Annotated in this window: 16 protein-coding genes; 6 read left to right on the forward strand and 10 right to left on the reverse strand. The window is 67.1% G+C overall.

The window, feature by feature from the left end; translation table 11 throughout:
- Positions 1 to 9: 9 nt before the first annotated feature.
- Positions 10 to 204 (reverse strand): hypothetical protein, encoded by a 195-nt coding sequence (locus OC490_RS01170; RefSeq protein WP_019058412.1) that lies wholly within the window; start codon positions 202 to 204, stop codon positions 10 to 12.
- 201 nt (positions 205 to 405) lie between these two features.
- Between OC490_RS01170 and OC490_RS01175 the strand changes: the two genes are divergently transcribed.
- Positions 406 to 2529, forward strand: a complete 2124-nt coding sequence (locus tag OC490_RS01175) for a S9 family peptidase (RefSeq protein ID WP_262055840.1) — start codon at positions 406 to 408, stop codon at positions 2527 to 2529.
- Positions 2530 to 2680: 151 nt separating this feature from the next.
- Here the strand turns inward: OC490_RS01175 and OC490_RS01180 are convergent, their stop codons facing one another.
- From OC490_RS01180 to OC490_RS01200, 5 genes are all read right to left on the reverse strand, one after another.
- Positions 2681 to 3766 (reverse strand): ABC transporter ATP-binding protein, encoded by a 1086-nt coding sequence (locus tag OC490_RS01180; RefSeq protein WP_262055841.1) that lies wholly within the window; start codon positions 3764 to 3766, stop codon positions 2681 to 2683.
- Complete coding sequence (locus OC490_RS01185; protein ID WP_262056288.1) at positions 3759 to 4733, reverse strand: ABC transporter ATP-binding protein; 975 nt, start codon at positions 4731 to 4733, stop codon at positions 3759 to 3761. Before OC490_RS01185 ends, OC490_RS01180 begins: the two co-directional genes overlap by 8 nt.
- A 162-nt stretch (positions 4734 to 4895) precedes the next feature.
- Positions 4896 to 5876: an ABC transporter permease gene (locus tag OC490_RS01190; RefSeq protein ID WP_019072047.1), complete on the reverse strand. Its 981-nt coding sequence runs from the start codon at positions 5874 to 5876 to the stop codon at positions 4896 to 4898.
- Positions 5869 to 6792, reverse strand: coding sequence for an ABC transporter permease (locus OC490_RS01195; protein ID WP_262055842.1), 924 nt, complete (start codon positions 6790 to 6792; stop codon positions 5869 to 5871). Before OC490_RS01195 ends, OC490_RS01190 begins: the two co-directional genes overlap by 8 nt.
- A gap of 6 nt (positions 6793 to 6798) precedes the next feature.
- Positions 6799 to 8436, reverse strand: a complete 1638-nt coding sequence (locus tag OC490_RS01200; protein ID WP_262055843.1) for an ABC transporter substrate-binding protein — start codon at positions 8434 to 8436, stop codon at positions 6799 to 6801.
- Between the two features lie 449 nt (positions 8437 to 8885).
- On the opposite strand from OC490_RS01200, the gene OC490_RS01205 reads away from it, so the two are divergent.
- The 5 genes from OC490_RS01205 to OC490_RS01225 all read left to right on the forward strand — a co-directional run bounded on the left by OC490_RS01205 (position 8886) and on the right by OC490_RS01225 (position 14982).
- Positions 8886 to 9911, forward strand: a complete 1026-nt coding sequence (locus tag OC490_RS01205) for an ABC transporter permease (protein WP_410098460.1) — start codon at positions 8886 to 8888, stop codon at positions 9909 to 9911.
- A gap of 94 nt (positions 9912 to 10005) precedes the next feature.
- Entirely contained in the window at positions 10006 to 11736 is a 1731-nt protein-coding gene (locus OC490_RS01210) for an ABC transporter substrate-binding protein (protein ID WP_262055844.1), read from the forward strand.
- Between the two features lie 102 nt (positions 11737 to 11838).
- Positions 11839 to 12819, forward strand: coding sequence for an ABC transporter permease (locus tag OC490_RS01215; RefSeq protein ID WP_262055845.1), 981 nt, complete (start codon positions 11839 to 11841; stop codon positions 12817 to 12819).
- 50 nt (positions 12820 to 12869) lie between these two features.
- On the forward strand, positions 12870 to 13910 hold the full coding sequence (locus tag OC490_RS01220; protein WP_262055846.1) for an ABC transporter ATP-binding protein: 1041 nt from the start codon (positions 12870 to 12872) through the stop codon (positions 13908 to 13910).
- A gap of 25 nt (positions 13911 to 13935) precedes the next feature.
- Positions 13936 to 14982 carry an ABC transporter ATP-binding protein gene (locus tag OC490_RS01225; protein ID WP_262055847.1) on the forward strand — a complete coding sequence of 349 codons (1047 nt, stop codon included), beginning with the start codon at positions 13936 to 13938 and terminating at the stop codon, positions 14980 to 14982.
- Between the two features lie 134 nt (positions 14983 to 15116).
- Here the strand turns inward: OC490_RS01225 and OC490_RS01230 are convergent, their stop codons facing one another.
- The 4 genes from OC490_RS01230 to OC490_RS01245 all read right to left on the reverse strand — a co-directional run bounded on the left by OC490_RS01230 (position 15117) and on the right by OC490_RS01245 (position 19029).
- Complete coding sequence (locus OC490_RS01230; RefSeq protein WP_262055848.1) at positions 15117 to 15503, reverse strand: VOC family protein; 387 nt, start codon at positions 15501 to 15503, stop codon at positions 15117 to 15119.
- A gap of 342 nt (positions 15504 to 15845) precedes the next feature.
- A complete protein-coding gene (locus tag OC490_RS01235) occupies positions 15846 to 16967 on the reverse strand; it encodes an ABC transporter ATP-binding protein (protein ID WP_262055849.1) in 1122 nt (373 codons plus the stop codon).
- An 11-nt stretch (positions 16968 to 16978) separates the two neighbouring features.
- Positions 16979 to 18040 carry an ABC transporter ATP-binding protein gene (locus OC490_RS01240; protein WP_262055850.1) on the reverse strand — a complete coding sequence of 354 codons (1062 nt, stop codon included), beginning with the start codon at positions 18038 to 18040 and terminating at the stop codon, positions 16979 to 16981.
- Positions 18041 to 18048: 8 nt separating this feature from the next.
- On the reverse strand, positions 18049 to 19029 hold the full coding sequence (locus OC490_RS01245) for an ABC transporter permease (protein ID WP_262055851.1): 981 nt from the start codon (positions 19027 to 19029) through the stop codon (positions 18049 to 18051).
- Between the last annotated feature and the right edge of the window lie 13 nt (positions 19030 to 19042).

Consider the following 19042-nt stretch of genomic DNA (forward strand, 5'->3'; position numbering starts at 1 on the left):
GGGGGGCCGTCAGAACTTGATGCTGCCGATCATGCTCGCGATGTTCGTCGTGAGATCGCTGATCGTGGGCGCGATGGTCGAGGAGGCCAGATAGAACCCGAGGAGGACACAGACGACCGCGTGTCCGCCCTTCAGCCCTGATTTCTTGACCAGAAGGAAGACGACGATCGCCAGCAGCACCACCGCCGAAATCGAGAGTGCCACGGCGGCTCACCTCCAATGATCCCAGGGACTAGGGGGTCGGACTATGGGGGCAATGGATCCATGGCGTGGATCCGTAGAGCAAATCCATACAGCAGCCAGCAGGTTCATACCCACCCAACGCCAGTGATCATAACTATCCGCGCTCGCGCATCGCTCGGCGCACAGCCGCACAAGGGGGCGCATGGCCAATATGGTCGGGGCATGACGACCGAGGCTGACTCCTTCCCCCGACGGCACGCCCGCACCCAGCGGTTCACGCTCGGCGCGCCGCGCGCGTTCAGCGTGGCTCCCGATGGTTCCCGGGTCGTGTTCCTGCGCTCCTCCTCCGGCACGGACCGGGCGAACTCGCTGTGGGTCCTCGATCCGGCGGGCGGCGAGGAGCGCGTAGCGGCCGACCCGGGCGCCCTCCTGGGCGGCGCCTCGGAGCACCTCTCGGCCGAGGAGCAGGCGCGTCGCGAGCGGGCCCGCGAGGGCGGTGCGGGGATCGTCGGCTACGCCACCGACAGCGAGGTCGAGTTGGCGTCTTTCGCCTTGTCAGGGCGGCTCTTCACGGCCGAGCTGCGGGCCTGCACGGCACGTGAACTCACCGTCCCCGGGCCGGTGATCGACCCCCGCCCGGCCCCCGACGGACGGCACATCGCCTACGTCGCCGACGGCGCCCTGCGCGTCGTGGGAGCCGAGGGCGAGGGCGACCGGGCGCTCGCCGAGCCGGAGTCGGATCAAGTCACCTATGGACTGGCCGAGTTCATCGCGGCCGAGGAGATGAGCCGCACCCGCGGCTTCTGGTGGTCGCCGGACTCGGACCGGCTGCTGGTCGCCCGCGCGGACGACACGCCGGTGCAGCGCTGGTGGATCGCCGACCCGGCCCACCCGGAGCGCGAGCCGCGGCGGGTCGCGTATCCGGCGGCGGGGACGGCCAACGCGGAGGTACGGCTCCATGTGATCGCGTTGAACGGGGTGCGCACGGAGGTCGTCTGGGACCGGGCGCGGTACCCGTATCTGGCGCGAGTGCACTGGTCAGCGGCGGGTGCCCCACTGCTGCTCGTGCAGGCGCGGGACCAGCGCAGCCAGCTGTTCCTGGCCGTGGACCCGGACACCGGCGCGACCCGGATGGTGCACGCCGACGAAGATCCAATTTGGCTTGATCTTTTCCCTGGCGTGCCGTGCTGGAGCCCCTCCGGGCGGCTCGTGCGGATCGCCGACGAAGGGGGCGCCCGGGTCCTCGCGGTCGGTGAACGCCTGCTCACCGGACCGCAGTTGCACGTCCGCGCGGTGCTGGACGTCTCGGACGACAGTGTGCTGGTCGCGGCCTCGGCGGGCGAGGACGCGCCCACCCCGGAGATCGGCGAGGTGCATGTCTACCGGGTCAACGAACTCGGACTGGAGCGCGTCTCGCAGGAGCCCGGCGTGCACTCGGCAGTGCGCGCCGGGGGCGTGACCGTACTGCTGTCGGCGGTGCCGGACCGGCCGGGCACGCAGGTACAGGTGCTGCGCGAGAGCAAGAAGACGGTGACGATCGCGTCGTACGCCGAAGATCCGGGAATGTCCCCGCGCATCACGTTGACCGAGGGGGGCGCACGGCGCGTCCCGTGCGCCCTGCTTATGCCACGGGACTACGACGGCACCAGCCCGCTCCCGGTTCTGCTGGACCCGTACGGCGGTCCGCACGGTCAGCGCGTGGTCGCCGCACACAACGCGCACCTCACCTCGCAGTGGTTCGCCGACCAGGGTTTCGCGGTGCTCGTCGCCGACGGGCGGGGCACGCCGGGCCGCTCGCCGGCATGGGAGAAGGCGATCAGGGACGACATCGCGGCGGTCGTCCTGGAGGACCAGATCGACGCGCTCCAGGCGCTCGCGGCCGACTTCCCGCTCGACCTCGGCCGGGTCGCGATCCGGGGCTGGTCGTTCGGCGGCTACCTGGCCGCCCTCGCCGCGCTGCGCCGCCCCGACGTCTTCCACGCGGCGGTCGTCGGCGCTCCGGTCACCGACCTGCGGCTGTACGACACCCACTACCAGGAGCGGTACATCGGGCACCCCGCCGAGCAGCCCGCGGTCTACCGGCGCAACTCCGTGATCGACGACGCGGGCCTGGTGGACGCGGCCGAGCCGCACCGCCCGATGCTGATCGTCCACGGCCTCGCGGACGACAACGTGGTGGTCGCCCACTCCCTGCGCCTGTCCTCGGCCCTGCTCGCCGCGGGCCGCCCGCACGAGGTGCTCCCCCTGTCCGGGGTGACGCACATGACCCCGCAGGAGGCGGTGGCGGAGAACCTGCTGCTACTGCAACTGGACTTCCTGCGGCGCTCGTTGGGGCTCACCCGCTGACAACGGGCAACGGACCGGGGCGACATGGCGCGCCCCGGTCCGTTTACGGCACCCGCACGGCCGTACGTTGTTCAGGTTGACGCGTCCGTATATCGAGATCGGGTCGGCCGAGTTGCCTGCGTGTTAACGCGGTTGATGCCTGTTTGCACCCTTATTCCGCCCCATTCCCAAGATCGTCCGTCGGTTCCGCAGGGGTCTCGTCCTTCGGTACGACCGTCTTCTCCTCCGCGAAGTGACAGGCCGAGTCGTGCGCGGCGGGCCCGTTCGCGAGCCGGAACTCGGCCGGTACGGCGAGCAGCGGCACCTCCAGCGAGCAGCGCTCCTGCGCCTTCCAGCAGCGGGTGCGGAAGCGGCAGCCGGACGGGACGTTCGTCGGGGACGGCACGTCGCCGGACAGGATGATCCGCTCCCGGTGCTCCCGCGCGTCCGGGTCGGGCACGGGGACGGCGGACAGCAGCGCCTGGGTGTAGGGGTGCGTCGGGTGGTCGTAGATCTCCTCGTCCCTGCCGATCTCCACGATCCGTCCGAGGTACATCACCCCGACCCGGTCCGAGATGTGCCGGACGATCGACAGGTCGTGGGCGATGAAGACGTACGACAGGTCGAACTCGTCCTGGAGCCGGTCGAGGAGGTTGATGACCTGGGCCTGCACGGAGACGTCGAGCGCGGAGACGGGTTCGTCGGCGACGATGACCTCGGGGCGCAGGGCCAACCCCCGTGCGATGCCGATGCGTTGGCGCTGGCCGCCGGAGAACTGGTGCGGATAGCGGTTGATGTACTCGGGGTTGAGCCCGACCACGTCCAGCAGATCCTGAACCCGCTTGCGCCGGTCGCCCTTCGGCGCCACCTCGGGGTGGATCTCGTACGGCTCCCCGATGATGTCGCCGACCGTCATACGGGGGTTGAGGGAGGTGTACGGGTCCTGGAACACCATCTGGATGTTGCGGCGGGCGGCCTTCAGGGCGCGGCCGGACATCTTGCTGATGTCCTCGCCCTTGAACTTGATCGAGCCTTCGGTCGGCCGCTCAAGATTGACCAGCATCTTGGCAACGGTTGATTTGCCGCAGCCGGACTCCCCGACGATGCCGAGGGTCTCTCCTCTGTTGAGCGTGAAGTCGACACCGTCAACGGCCTTGACGGCACCGACCTGCTTCTTGAACAGGATGCCCTGGGTCAACGGGTAGTGCTTGACCAGTCCGCTCACTTCAAGGATCGGCTCAACTGTTGACTCAACCATTGAGGCACTCCCTCCAGAAGTGGCAGGCGCTGCCCCGGTGTTCGTCCACCTCGTGCAGGGGTGGCTCGTCCGTCCGGCACACGTCCTGGGCCATCGGACAGCGGGGGTTGAAGGCACAGCCGGGCGGGATGTGCATCAGGTTCGGCGGCAGGCCCTTGATGGCGTAGAGCTCCTGGCCCTTCTGGTCCAGGCGCGGGATGGAGTCCAGCAGGCCGCGGGTGTACGGGTGGGCGGGCGCCTTGTAGATGTCGTGGACGGGGGCCGACTCGACGATCCGTCCGGCATACATCACGGCGATCTTGTCGGCGACGTCCGCGACGACTCCGAGGTCGTGGGTGATGAGGATGAGCCCCATGTTGAGCTCGCGCTGCAACTCGGCGAGCAGGTCCATGACCTGGGCCTGGACGGTGACGTCGAGGGCGGTGGTCGGTTCGTCGGCGATGATGAGCGCCGGCTCCAGGGCGAGCGCCATGGCGATCATGATGCGCTGGCGCATACCGCCGGAGAACTGGTGCGGGTAGTCCCGGACGCGTTCCTTGGCGGCCGGGATCCGCACCCGCTCCATCAGCTCGATCGCCTTGGCGCGCGCGTCCTTCCTCGACATCCCCCTGTGCACGACGAACATCTCGCCGAGCTGATCACCCACGGAGAGCACGGGGTTGAGCGAGGACAGCGCGTCCTGGAAGATCATCGCCATCTCGGCGCCGCGGACTTTCCGCCGCTCCTCCTCCTTGAACTTCAGCAGATCCTTGCCCCGGAAGAGGATCTCCCCGCCGGTGATCTTCCCCGGCGGCACATCGAGGATCCCCATCACCGCCTGCGCGGTCACGGACTTCCCCGACCCGGACTCCCCCAGCACGGCGAGGGTCTCCCCCTCGTCCACGCTGTAGTTGACCCCGTTGACGGCCTTGGCGACCCCGTCCCTGGTCCTAAACTCCACGTGCAGATCCCGCACTTCGAGCAGCACGACGCCGGTCACCTCACCTTCGCATCAGGAGCGCCGCACACCGCGCCGCCGAACACACCGACCCCGGCGGCGACTCGGGCCGTCCCTGCCGGAGCACACCGAGCAGCCGGCCCACCCCGCAACTCCCGCCGCGCACCTCGCACTTCCACCGCCAGCACACCCTCACCTCAACTTCGGATCAAGGGCGTCGCGCACCGCGTCGCCCAGCATGATGAACGCGAGGACGGTGATCGCGAGGGCTCCGGCCGGCCAGAGAAGCATGTGGGGGGCGTTGCGGATGTAGGCGGAGGCCGAGGAGATGTCGATGCCCCAGCTGACCGTGGGGGGCTTCAGGCCCACGCCGAGGTAGGACAGGGTCGCCTCCAGGGAGATGTACGTGCCGAGCGCGATGGTGGCGACGACGATCACCGGGGCGACCGCGTTCGGGGTGATGTGCCGTAGCAGGAGGCGGGAGTTGGAGGCGCCCAGCGCCCGCGCGGCCTGGACGTAGTCGTTCTGTTTGGCGGTGATGACCGAGCCGCGGGCGATGCGGGAGATCTGCGGCCAGCCGAGCAGCACCATGAAGCCGATCACCGGCCAGACCGTGTTGCTGGTGACCACGGACAGGAGGACCAGGCCGCCCAGGACCACCGGGATCGCGAAGAAGATGTCCGTGAGGCGGGACAGGATCGAGTCCCAGATCCCGCCGAAGAAGCCGGCCAGTCCGCCCAGCACCGAACCGAAGATCGCGACGCCGAGTGTGGCGAGGACGCCGACCGTGACCGACGTACGGGTGCCGTAGACCGTGCGCGTGTAGACGTCGCAGCCCTGGCCGTCGTAGCCGAAGGGATGGCCCGGCTGGGAGCCCTCCTGGGCCTTTGCGAGGTTGCACTTGAGGGGGTTGCCCGAGGCGATCAGGGACGGCCAGAGGGAGATGACGATCAGGAAGAGGATGACCAGCGCGGAGATGATGAAGACGGGGTTGCGGCGCAGGTCCCGCCAGGCGTCGGACCAGAGGGAGCGGGGCTTCTCCTGGGGGCCTGTGCCTTCCGGGCCACCCGGAGTCTTTTCGAGGGTCTCCGCCTCGCTCGTGGCGAGGTCCATCGCGCCGCCCATGCCGGTCCCGGCGATGGCGCGCTCCGGTTCGAACGGCTGCTCAGGCATAGCGGATCCTCGGGTCGAGTACGGCGTACAGGAGGTCGACGAGCAGGTTTGCGACCAGGAAGACGAGGACGAGGATCGTCACGAAGCCGACCACGGTCTGCGTGTTCTGCCGGACGATCCCCTGGTAGAGCTGGAAGCCGACGCCGTGGATGTTGAAGATCCGCTCGGTGACGATCGCGCCGCCCATCAGGGCGCCGATGTCGGTGCCGATGAACGTGACCACCGGGATGAGTGAGTTGCGGAGCAGGTGGCGGATGATTACTCGGCGTCTCGGCAGACCCTTCGCCACGGCTGTACGGACGTAGTCGGAGCGCCGGTTCTCCGCGATGGACGTCCGGGTCAACCGGGTCACGTAGGCGAGTGAGACCGAGGCCAGGACCAGGCCGGGCACGATCAGTTCGCTGAACGTCGCGTCCGTGGAGACGGAGGGTTTGATCCAGCCCCACTCCACACCCAGCAACAGTTGCAGCAGCAGACCGGTGACGAAGGTCGGGATGGAGATGACGATGAGGGTGAGCAGCAGCACACCGGTGTCGATCGGACGGCCGCGCTTGAGGCCGGTGACCACACCGAGCGCGATGCCCACGACCACCTCGATGACGATCGCCACGACGGTCAGCCGGATGGTGACGGGGAACGCGGTCGCCATCAGCTCGGTGACCTTCTGGCCGTTGAACGCCGTACCGAAGTCGCCGGTGAAGACGTTCCCCATGTAGGTCAGGTACTGCTGCCACACGGGCTTGTCGAGGCCGAACTCCCGCTTGAGCTGGGCGGCCGTCGCCGGGTCGCACTGCCGGTCGCCGCACAGGCCCGCGATGGGGTCGCCCATCACGTTGACCATCAGGAAGATCAACAGGGTGGCGCCGATGAAGACCGGGACCATCTGCAGCAGACGCCGGACGACGTACCGTCCCATGCGGGCTCAGCCGACCTTGATCTCGTTGTACACGGGGACGCTGAACGGGTTGAGCGCCACCTTGGAGAGCCGGTCCGAATAGCCCGCGCTGCCGTTCTGGTACCAGAGCGGGATCGCGGCCATGTTGTCCCGGACGACGCCCTCGGCCTGCTGGAAGAGCTTGATCGCCTTGCCGGTGTCCGTCTCCGCGTTGGCCTGGTCGACGAGCTTGTCGAAGTCCTTGTTGGACCACTGGCCGTCGTTGGAGGAGGCGTTGGTGTAGTACAGCGGCTGCAGGAAGTTCTGGATGAGCGGGTAGTCCATCTGCCAGCCGGCCCGGAACGGCCCGGTCATCTTGTGCTGGCCGATCTGGTTGCGGAAGTCGGCGAAGGTGCCGACGGGGTTGCCGACGCACGCCTTGTCGTTGCCGAGCGCGTTGTTGATGGAGTTGCACACGGCGTCCACCCACTCCTTGTGCGAGCCCGTGTCCGCGTTGTACGTGATCTTGACCTGGCCGCCGGGGATCCCGCCGCCCTCCTGGACCAGCTTCTTCGCCTCGGTCGGGTTGTACTTGCAGGAGTCCCCGCACAGCCCGTCCTGGAAGCCGCCCGCGGTGCCGAGCACCGGTGAGGTCCAGTCGGTGGCCGGGGTGCGGGTCTTCTGGAAGATCGTGGTGGTGATCTGGTCCCGGTTGATCGCCATGGACAGGCCCTGTCGGACCTTGTCCGAACCGCTCTTGTTCCAGTTCTTGTCGTAGTACGGGAACGCGAGCGTCTGGATGATCCCGGCGGGCGTGTTGATGTACCGGCCGCCGAGGTCGCTCTTGACGTTCTTGAGCTGCGAGGCCGGGATGTCGTCGACGAGGTCGAGGTTGCCGGCCATCAGGTCGGTGTAGGCGGTGTTGTTGTCGGTGTAGACCTTGAGGGTCACGCCACCGTTCTGCGCCTTGTCCGCACCGGTGTAGCCGTCCCACTTCTTGAGCTCCATCTGCGAGCCCTTGGTGTAGGAGGAGATCGTGTACGGCCCGTTGCCGACCGGCTTCTTCACCCAGGCCGCGTGGTCGGAGAAGAACGTCGACGGCAGCGGGGAGTAGGCCGCGTAGCCGAGGGTGTCCGGGAACGTGGAGAACTTCTGGGTGAGCTTGACGGTGAAGGTGTCGGTGCCGGTCACCTTGAGCCCGGAGAGGGAGGTCGCGGACTGCGAGCCGCTGTCGGGGTGGACCTTGGCGTAGCCGTCGATGTACCCGAAGAAGTACGCGTTCTTCTGGTTGTTCTTGAGGCTGGCGCCGTAGTTCCACGCGTCGACGAAGGACTTCGCGGTGACGGCCTCCCCGTTGCTGAACTTCCAGCCGCTCTTCACGGTGACCGTGAAGTTCTGCGAATCCGTGGTCTCGATCTTGTCGGCGAGCATGTCCTCGGCCTTGCCGGTCTTCGGGTCGTACCGCTTCAGGCCGCGGAAGACCATGTCGAGGACCTTGCCGCCCTGCACCTCGTTGGTGTTGGCCGGCTCCAGCGGGTTCTGCGGGTCCCCCCAGGAGGCGCTGAGCACCGCGCTGCCGTCACCGCCGCCGCCGCTGCTGCTCCCGCCGCCGCTCCCACAGGCGGTCGCCGCGAGGGCTACCGCCGCCGCGCAAGCGGCCCATTTGGCGTGCGTGGCTCCACGCATCGAGTGCCTCCTCAGGCAAGCCGGTCCAGATCGATCCGTTACCGGCCAATATCTGCACAAAAAGGAGAACATCGCCTTTGGACCCACCCTTTCGGGGTACGTCCGACCCCCGTTCGGACGATCCTCGGCATAGCGCACAATGGGTCACCGCGAAGCGATGCAGAACCGTTGGATCATGACGCCCCGATGTACGCATTCCGATACAGGGACGTCCGCATATCGAACCCATTGCCCGTTTCGCACGTTTGGCCCGACATAAAACACGGACCGATCACGGCGCGCTACCCGCGTAGCTACGGAATGATCAAGTGGAAGTAAAATTGGCAAAGAGAAGCACAAGTCGCCCTAGATTTTATTGACCCTGCATGAATTGCGTTGAAAAAGTCCGGCGTAGCCCGTAGGGGAGTGCCCTGCGGAGTCTCATCAGACCCCCTTGGGCCAGGAGCAGCATGATCTCCCCAATCCGACCCTCGGTCCCGCTCGAGGTGACCGACGAGAGCCTCGAGAAGTCGATCACTTCTCCCGACTCGAAGGGCAACGAGAGCCGGTCCCCGGGTCAGCTCGCGTGGCGCCGTTTCAAACGCGACCGTACGGGCGTCATATCGGCGGTCATCGTGATCTTCTTCTTCGCGATCGCGCTGGCCGCTCCCCTGATCTCCAAGCTGTACGGGAAGGATCCGTACACGACGTACGCGAGCCAGAACCCGAGCCTGCTCGACGCCTTCTCGTACCCGGCGGGTCCCAACGGCGGCATGAGCTCGCAGTTCTGGTTCGGCATCGAGCCTCAGCTCGGCCGCGACGTCTTCACCTTCCTGCTCTACGGCATCCGGACCTCGCTCGGCATCGCCCTGGCAGCCACCCTGATCACCACCGCCCTCGGCGTCGTGGTCGGCGTGGCCGCGGGCTACGTGGGCGGCAAGACGGACTACATCGTCGGCCGGATCATCGACATCGTGCTGTCGATCCCCTCGACGCTGTTCATCATCGCCTTCATGCCGGTGGTGTTCGGACTGTTCGTCGCCGCCGACGACAACATCCCGACCTGGCTGCGGGCCACCACCCTCATCCTCATGATGTCCTTCTTCGGCTGGGCGTCGATCGCCCGCCTGCTGCGCGGCCAGGTACTCGGCCTGCGCGAGCGGGAGTTCGTCGAGGCGGCCAAGGTGACCGGGGCGTCACCGGCGCGCATCGTGTTCAAGGAACTGCTGCCGAACCTGTGGACCCCGATCCTCATCCAGTCCACGCTCATGCTCCCGGCCTATGTGACCGCGGAGGCGGGCTTCGCCTTCCTCGGTGTCGGCATGATCGACCCGACCCCCGACTGGGGCGTCATGATCCAGCGGGGCGCCCAGTTCTACACCCAGGACTTCACCTTCATGCTCTTCCCGGGCCTGGCCATGGTGATCTTCGTCCTGGCGTTCAACCTGCTCGGCGACTCGGCGCGCGACGCGCTCGACCCGAAGTCCAAGCGCTGACCCATCTCTCATCTCCGGTCCGGTCAATGTCGTCCGGCTGGTCCCGTCCCACCCATAAGGCAGGGCTACTGTGTCTTTTTCCCGTAGAAACTTCATGATCGCCACCGGTGTGGTGGCCGCGTCGAGCTCGGTGCTGACCGCCTGTGGCGGCGGCAACTCGACCTCGAAGAGCAAGGTCCCCTCGGTCAGCAAGGCCAAGCAGAGCAAGATCGCGGTCGGCACGAAGGCCGACTCGACGGGCCCCGCCCCCGAGGTCGCCGGCGCGGTCAAGGGCGGGACGATCTACGGGCTCGACCAGTTCGACATGGACCACCTGGACCCGGCGCAGATCTACGTCTCCACCGAGATCCTCATCACCACGCCGATCATGCGCGGCCTGACGGGCTACAAGCTCGACTCCAAGGGCGGCGCCACCCTGGTCGGCGACGTGGCCACGGACGCGGGCACGGCCAAGGACGGCGGCAAGACCTGGTCGTTCACCATCAAGGACGGCATCAAGTGGGAGGACGGCTCCGACCTCTCCATGGACGACGTCCGCCACACCTTCGAGCGCCTCTTCGCCTCCTTCGTGACCGAGGGCCCGCGCTACGTCCAGCAGTTCCTGGTCGGCGGCGACAAGTACAAGGGTCCCTACGACGGCAAGAACCTCGACTCCATAGAGATCGACGGCAAGACCATCACCTTCCGCCTCAACCAGGCCCGCGGTGACTTCAACTTCACGCTCGCCGAGCGCGCGTACTCCTTCGTGAAGAAGTCGAAGGACACCAAGGAGAAGTACGACAAGCAGCCGTTCTCCTGCGGCCCGTACAAGATCTCCGCGCGCGACGTCGGCAAGTCCCTGACGTACACCCGCAACGAGCACTGGGACGCGGCGACGGACCCGATCCGCAACGCCTACCCGGACAAGTACCTCTTCCAGTTCGGCTTCGAGCTGCTGGCCTCGACCGACCGCTACATCGCGGACAAGGGCAACGACCAGTACACGATGTCGATCTTCAACGAGGTCGCCCCCGAGCGGATCGCCACGGTCCTCACCAACACGAAGCTCAAGCAGCAGGTGCTCACCGCGGTCGACACGGTCACCTACTACTGGCCGATCAACACCACCCGGATCACGGACGTCAAGGTCCGCCAGGCCATCAACTACGCCTGGCCGAACCAGCAGTTGCAGACCATCCGCGGCGGCGCGTCCACCAGCGAGATCGCCACCACGATCTTCTCCCCGGTGACGCCCGGCTACACGGAGTTCGACCTCTACGGCAAGACCACGAAGCCCGGCGGCGACCCGGTCAAGGCCAAGGCTCTCCTGAAGGAGGCCGGCAAGGTCGGGCAGAAGCTGGTCATCGCCTACCAGACGTCGGACAACGCGGTGAAGCAGGCCGTCGCGATCAAGAACGCGCTGGAGGCCGCCGGCTTCACGGTCGTCAACAAGCAGATCGACAAGTCGACCTTCTACACCCAGATCGGCAAGATCGACAACCAGTACGACCTGTTCGCGGCCGGCTGGAGCCCGGACTGGCCGGGCGGCTACTCGGTCTTCTACCCCTGCTGGGACGGCGACAACATCGGCGACGGCCGCAGCAACTACGCCCAGCTCAAGGACACGAGCGTCGACAAGGCCATCGCGTCGGCCTCCCTGATCACCGACGCGGACGCGGCCAACAAGGCCTGGGGCGCCATCGACAAGCAGATCATGGAACTCGCGGCCTGCGTCCCGGACTACCACGCCATCCGCAACTGGATGCACGGTACGAAGGTCGGCGGCTTCGTCTACGACGCCGGAAACACCGGTATCGCGCTCACGAGGCTCTACGCCAAGGCATAGGCGCCACGCGGCACCAGGGGGCGGCTCCACCGGGCCGCCCCCCACCGGCTCCACACCCCTCACGCCCCGGCAACGGCGCCTCGTCCGGAAAGTCCTGACCCCATGTTCCGCTTCCTTGTCCGCCGTACGGTCGGCGCGCTGGTCATTCTGCTGATCATCAGCGCCATCACGTTCTGGCTCTTCTACGCCGTCCCGCGTGACCCGGCCATGATGTCCTGCGGCAAGAACTGCACGCCGGCCTCGCTGGCGCAGATCCGGCACAACCTGGGCATCGACCATCCGATACCGGTCCAGTACTGGTACTGGCTCAAGGGCATCTTCGTCGGGCGTGACTACAGCGGCTTCGGACACTGCAACGCGCCGTGCCTCGGCTACTCCTTCGCCAACAACGAGCCCGTGTTCGGCACGATCATGGACCGCCTGCCGCTGACCCTCTCGCTCGCCCTGGGCTCGGCCGTCATCTTCCTGATCTTCGGTGTCGGCACCGGCATGATCGCCGCGCTCAAGCAGGGCAAGTTCCTGGACAAGCTCGCGACCTCGACGTCGCTGCTCGGCTCCTCGCTGCAGATCTACTTCGTCGGCTACATCGCGCTGTACTTCCTGGTCTTCAAGGCGGGCATCCTCGACCAGCCCTCGTACACGCCGCTGACCGACAACCCCGCCGCGTGGTTCTCGGGTCTGCTGCTGCCGTGGATCGTGCTGTCGATCATCTTCACCGCCAACTACACCCGTATGGCCCGCTCCCAGCTCGTCGAGCAGCTCAGCGAGGACTACGTCCGCACCGCCCGCGCCAAGGGCCTCTCCCGAGCGAACGTGTTCCTGCGCTTCGCCTGGCGCGGCGCGATGGGCCCGATCGTCACGGTGTTCGGCATCGACCTGGGCACGCTGATCGGCGGCGCGATCATCACCGAGCAGGTCTTCAGCCTCCAGGGCATCGGCCGCCTCGCGGTGACCTCCGTCATCCAGAGCGACCTGCCGATGCTGCTCGGCGTCACCATCCTCTCCGCCGCCGCGATCGTGTTCTTCAACATCATCGTCGACGCCGCCTACGCCTTCATCGACCCGCGGATCCGGCTCGCCTGACCCTCCGCCCGTACCCCCTACCCCCCGCATCACCCCCCAGGAGCGTCCCCGTGACGAGCACCGATCAGCAGCCCTTCCTCTCCGTCAGGGATCTGAAAGTCCATTTCTCCACCGAGGACGGCATCGTCAAGGCCGTCGACGGGCTCTCCTTCGATCTCGCCAAGGGCAAGACGCTCGGCATCGTCGGTGAGTCGGGCTCCGGCAAGTCCGTCACCAACCTGACGATCCTGGGCCTCCACGACCGCGACCGTACGGCGATCGAGGGCGAGATCCTGCTCGACGACCAGGAGCTGCTCACCGCCTCCGAGCGGGAGCTTGAGCGGCTGCGCGGCAACAAGATGGCCATGATCTTCCAGGACGCGCTGGCCTCGCTGTCGCCGTACCACACGGTCGGCAAGCAGATCGCGGAGACGTACCGCAAGCACACCGGCGCCTCCAGGAAGGAGAGCCGGGAGCGCGCGATCGAGATGCTGAAGCGGGTCGGGATCCCCCAGCCCGAGGTCCGGGTGGACGACTACCCGCACCTCTTCTCCGGCGGTATGCGCCAGCGCGCGATGATCGCCATGGCGCTGGTCTGCGACCCGGAGCTGCTGATCGCCGACGAGCCGACGACGGCCCTCGACGTGACGGTCCAGGCCCAGATCATGGACCTGCTCAAGGACCTCCAGCAGGAGTTCGGCACCGCCATCGTCTTCATCACGCACGACCTCGGCGTGATCGCCGACATCGCCGACGACGTCCTGGTGATGTACGGCGGCCGGTGCGTGGAGCGCGGCACCAAGAAGGAGGTGCTGACGGACCCGCAGCACCCCTACACACTCGGTCTGCTCAGCTCCATGCCGAGCCTCGAAGGACCGGTCGACGTGCCGTTGATGCCGATCCCGGGCTCGCCGCCCTCGCTGCTCAATCCGCCGTCCGGCTGCCGCTTCCACCCGCGGTGCGCCTTCGCCGAGCAGGTCCCGGGCGGACGGTGCTCCAGCGAACGGCCCGTGCTGGAGGTGGTCGACGGCCGGGGCTCCGCCTGCCACCTCACCACCGAGCAGCGCCAGGAGCTCTTCGCCGACCTCACCGCCGTAGCCCAGCACAACTGACGTACTAGAAACGGGACTTCCCATCATGAGCGACACAACCCCCCTCCTGGACGTCAGCGGGCTGACCAAACACTTCCCGATCAAGGGCGGCTTCCCGATCCGCCGTACGGTCGGTGCCGTGCAGGCCGTCGACGGGCTCGACTTCCAGGTCGGCGAGGGCGAGAGCCTGGGCCTGGTCGGCGAGTCCGGCTGCGGCAAGTCGACCACGGGCCGGCTGATCACCCGGCTCCTGGAGCCGACGGCCGGCAACATCACCTACCGCGGCCAGGACATCACCCACGCGGGCCGCAAGCAGCTGGCGCCGATCCGGTCCGAGATCCAGATGATCTTCCAGGACCCGTACGCCTCCCTGAACCCGCGCCAGACGGTCGGAAAGATCGTGTCCGGCCCGATGGAGATCAACCGCATCAACCCGCCCGGTGGCCGCGAGGCCCGGGTCCGGGAGCTGTTGGAGATCGTGGGCCTCAACCCCGAGCACTACAACCGCTTCCCGCACGAGTTCTCCGGCGGCCAGCGCCAACGCATCGGCGTGGCAAGGGCGTTGGCCCTCGAACCGAAGCTGATCGTCGCCGACGAACCGGTCTCCGCCCTGGACGTCTCCATCCAGGCCCAGGTCGTCAACCTGCTCCAGAAGGTCCAGAAGGAACTCGGCATCGCGTTCGTGTTCATCGCCCACGACCTGGCGATCGTCCGGCACTTCTCACAGCGGGTCGCGGTAATGTATCTCGGCAAGATTGTGGAGATCGCCGACCGCGACGACCTGTACGGCAACCCGCGCCACCCCTATACGCGGGCCCTGTTGTCCGCCGTGCCCGAGGCCACGGTGGACGAGACGCCCGCCCGGGAGCGCATCCGGCTGGTCGGTGACGTGCCGTCGCCGATCAACCCGCCGACCGGCTGCCGTTTCCGCACCCGCTGCTGGAAGGCGACGGAGAAGTGCGCGACGGAGGCTCCACCGCTGGTGCAGGTCGAGGGCAACAAGCCCGGCCACCTGACCGCGTGCCACTACCCCGAGACGGCGGACACGGTTCCGGCACCCCGTCTCGCCAAGGACCCCGAGGCGGCGGCCTGACACACCCCTTTAGTCAGCCGCCCCCTTCAGGAACGGACTTTCACCGGCCCATTGACCCGAGCCCATGAACGTCCGGTTCCAGGGGACGAAGGCCCGCGCCCACCCAGGCGCGGGCCTTCGCCACACCCGGAGACTCAGCCCAACTCTCCCCGTTCCACACAGAATTCATTGCCCTCGGGATCTTCGAGAACGACCCAGCCGCCGCCGTCCGGACGGGTGTGGTCGGCGACCTTCGTGGCACCGAGTTCCAGTGCCCGCTCGACCTCCTGCGCACGGGTCCGTCCGTGCGGCTGCAGATCCAGGTGGACCCGGTTCTTCGCGGCCTTGGCCTCCGGTACGCGCACGAAGAGCAGCGTCGGCCCGCCGTCGGGGTCCACGATCACCGCCTCCGGATCGCCGGGCTTGTCGTCGTCGGCCAACGGCCGCCCCAGCAACTCGCTCCAGAACAGGCCGAGTTCATAGGGGTCGCCGGTGCAGTCGAAGGTGAGGGTACGGATGCTGGGGTTCAGGGCATTTGTCATCGCGCCGAGCATTCCGGAGGGCGGCGCCGATGTCGACCGGTTAAATACTGCGGCCTTACGGTCGGCGGAGGTTCGGAAGCCCGCAAAGAAATGAACGGGCCCACCGTCCGGCTGCTTCCCGTGCGGCAAGGCCGCGATGCTGGTGCGGGCGCGGGCCGTTCGCTCCCTCTGCGAGCCCTGAGATCATTACTGTGGCTGAGCCTGTGGGGTAGGAGGTTGCTGAAAGCTGGGTCCCAAACTAACCACTCACGTACCCCATGACAGGTTAGTCCGACACCCAGCTTCCAGAAGACCGGGTGGAGGCAGCGGGCTGCAAAGTATGCCCGGGGAGAGGCAATTGCCCTACTCGTCCACCGACTCCTCCAGCGCCGCCAGCGCCGGGTCCAGCACGATGTCCTCGTCCCTGGCCTCGATCGTCGGCTCCTCCGGGAAGTGGCAGGCCGTCAGATGGGCGGAACGGTTGCCCTCGATCTGGATCAGTGGCGGTTCCTCGGCCGCGCACTTGTCCTGTGCCTTCCAGCAGCGCGTGCGGAAGCGGCAGCCGGTCGGCGGGTTGATCGGCGACGGTACGTCACCGGCGAGCCGAATGCGTTCGCGACCCGGCGTCTCGTCGTCGCCGAGGTTCACCTCGGGGACGGCGGACAGCAGGGCGTGGGTGTAGGGGTGCCGGGGGCGGGTGTAGATGGAGTCGCGGTCGCCGACCTCGATGATCTTGCCGAGGTACATCACCGCGACCCGGTGCGAGAAGTGCCGTACGACCGCGAGGTCGTGGGCGATGAAGAGGAAGGCGATGCCGAGTTCCTTCTGCACCTTCTGGAGCAGGTTGACGACCTGGGCCTGGATGGAGACGTCCAGGGCGGAGACCGGTTCGTCGGCGACGATCAGCTTCGGTTCGAGGGCCAACGCCCTTGCCACACCGATGCGTTGGCGCTGGCCGCCGGAGAACTCGTGCGGGAAGCGGTTGTAGTGCTCGGGGTTGAGGCCCACGATCTCCAACAGCTCCCGGACCCGGGCCTCGCGGCCACCGGGCGGGTTGATGCGGTTGATCTCCATCGGGCCCGAGATGATCTTTCCGACCGTCTGGCGCGGGTTCAGGGAGGAGTAGGGATCCTGGAAGATCATCTGGATCTCGGAGCGGATGGGCGCCAGCTGCTTGCGGCTGGCGTGGCTGATGTCCTGGCCGCGGTACGAGATCTTGCCCTGGGTCGGCTCCAGCAGGCGGGTGATCAGCCGGCCCGTGGTCGACTTGCCGCAGCCCGACTCGCCGACCAGGCCGAAGCTCTCGCCCACGTGCACGGTCAGGTCGAGGCCGTCGACGGCCTGGACGGCGCCGACCGTACGGCGGATCGGGAAGCCTCCCTTGATCGGGAAGTGTTTGGTCAGGCCCTCCACCACCAGCAACGGGTCGCCGGGGGCTTCCGGTACCGCGTCGCGCGGGGCGGGCAGGACGAGGTCCTCTGTCATGACGTCTCCTCCTAGCCCAGTCGGGGCTTGATCTCTTCGATGAAGATGGTCCGCTTCTGGTCCGCCGTGAGGTGGCATGCCGAGGAGCGGTCGGGGGCGAGCAGCGGGCGTTCGTTCACGCAGCGGGCGCCGCCGACCCGGTCCTGGAAGGTGCAGCGGGGGTGGAAGCGGCAGCCCGTGGGCGGGTTCAGCAGGGACGGCGGGGTGCCGGGGATGGGGGCCAGGGGCGCGCTCAGGTCCGAGTCCAGCCGCGGCATGGAGTTCAACAGGCCCCAGGTGTAGGGGTGTTGGGGCGAGCGGAGGACCTCGTTCGTCGTGCCGTATTCCACCGCGCCGCCCGCGTACATCACCATGATGTCGTCGGCCATGTCGGCGATCACGCCGAGGTCGTGCGTGATGAAGACGATCCCCGAGCCGAACTCCTGTTGCAGGTCCTTCAGCAGGTCGAGGATCTGGGCCTGGACGGTGACGTCGAGGGCGGTCGTGGGTTCGTCGGCGATCAGCAGGTCGGGGTCGCAGACCAGGGCCATGGCGATCATCGCGCGCTGGCGCATACCGCCGGAGAACTGGTGGGGGTAGTCCTTCGCCCGTTCCTTCGGGTTGGGGATGCCGACCTTGCCGAGCATCTCCACGGCGCGGTCCCACGCGGTCCGTTTGGAGGCGCCCATGTGTTTCATGTACGGCTCGGCGATCTGGCGTCCCACCGTGTAGTACGGGGAGAGCGCGGTGAGCGGGTCCTGGAAGATCATGGCGGCCTTGTTGCCGCGGATCTTCTCCAGGTCGTGCTCACGGGCGGTGGTCAACTCCTGGCCGTCCAGGAGGATTTCGCCCTCGACGGTGGTGAACATCGGGTTGTGCAGGCCGAGGATCGTCAGGTTGGTGACGGACTTGCCGGAGCCCGACTCCCCCACGATGCCGAGGGTCTTGCCGCGTTGGACGTCGAAGGAGAGACCGTCGACGGCGCGCACGATGCCGTCCTCGGTCTTGAAGCTGACGTAGAGGTCCCGCACCGAGAGAAGGGCACCCGCGTCGGCCGGCGAGGGAACGCCGGCTTCCTTGGTCAATGTGGTCACGAGTGCTCCTAGGCCAGCCGCACGCGCGGGTCGATGAAGGCGTAGCAGGCGTCGACGATGATGTTGAAGAGGAGAATCATGGTGGCGGAGAAGATCATCACGCCCAGCAGCAGCGGCAGATCGCTGAAGAAGACGGCCTGTACGGCGAGTTGGCCGAGGCCCGGCAGGCTGAAGGTGTACTCGGTGATGATGGCACCGCCGAGCAGCGCGCCCAGGTCGATGCCGAAGATGGTGACGATGGGGATCAGCGAGCCGCGCCAGGCGTAGCGGAAGAAGACGTATCTGCGGGACATCCCCTTCGCCTTGGCCGTACGGACGTGTTCCTCCTGGAGCTGTTCGATCATCGCCGAGCGCGCCATACGCGTGTACTGCGCGGCGAAGATCGTCGACAGCACCACCCAGGGGATGATCAGGCCCGTGAACCAGGTGACCGGATTCGCGGTGAAGTTGTTGTACGCCGGCTTGTCGAAGATGTGGGTCTGGTAGACGAGCAGCGCCAGTGCCAGTGGTCCCAGGAAGTAGATCTGCATCGAACTGAGCACCATCGCCCCGGCCGTGGCCGTCTTGTCGATGAGCGTGCCGCGCTTCCAGGCGGCGAGCAGACCGGTACCGAGACCGATGAGCAGGAAGAAGAACGCGCCACCGAGGGTGAGCGAGACGGTGGTGGGCAGCCGGTCGATCAGGGTGGCCCAGACCTGGTCGTTGGTGTGGTACGAGTACCCGAAACACGGGGCGGGGCACGGGCCTTGGGCGAAGCCGTTGCTGCCCACGACGAGATTCTTGAGGAAGATCCAGTACTGCGTGGTGATCGGCTTGTCGAGGCCGAGCACATGGTGGATGTTCGCGAGGCTCGTCGGGTTGCAGGTCTTGCCGCACATCAGCAGCCCTGGATCACGTGGCATCCCGAAGAACAACACGAACGTGACGATGCTCAGCAGGAACAGGATGACGACGGCGCCGAGGAACCGGCGGACGAGGAAGCGCAGCATGACAGGGGCAGCT

It is taken from the genome of Streptomyces sp. STR69 (assembly GCF_024519455.1).
Lineage (GTDB): Bacteria > Actinomycetota > Actinomycetes > Streptomycetales > Streptomycetaceae > Streptomyces.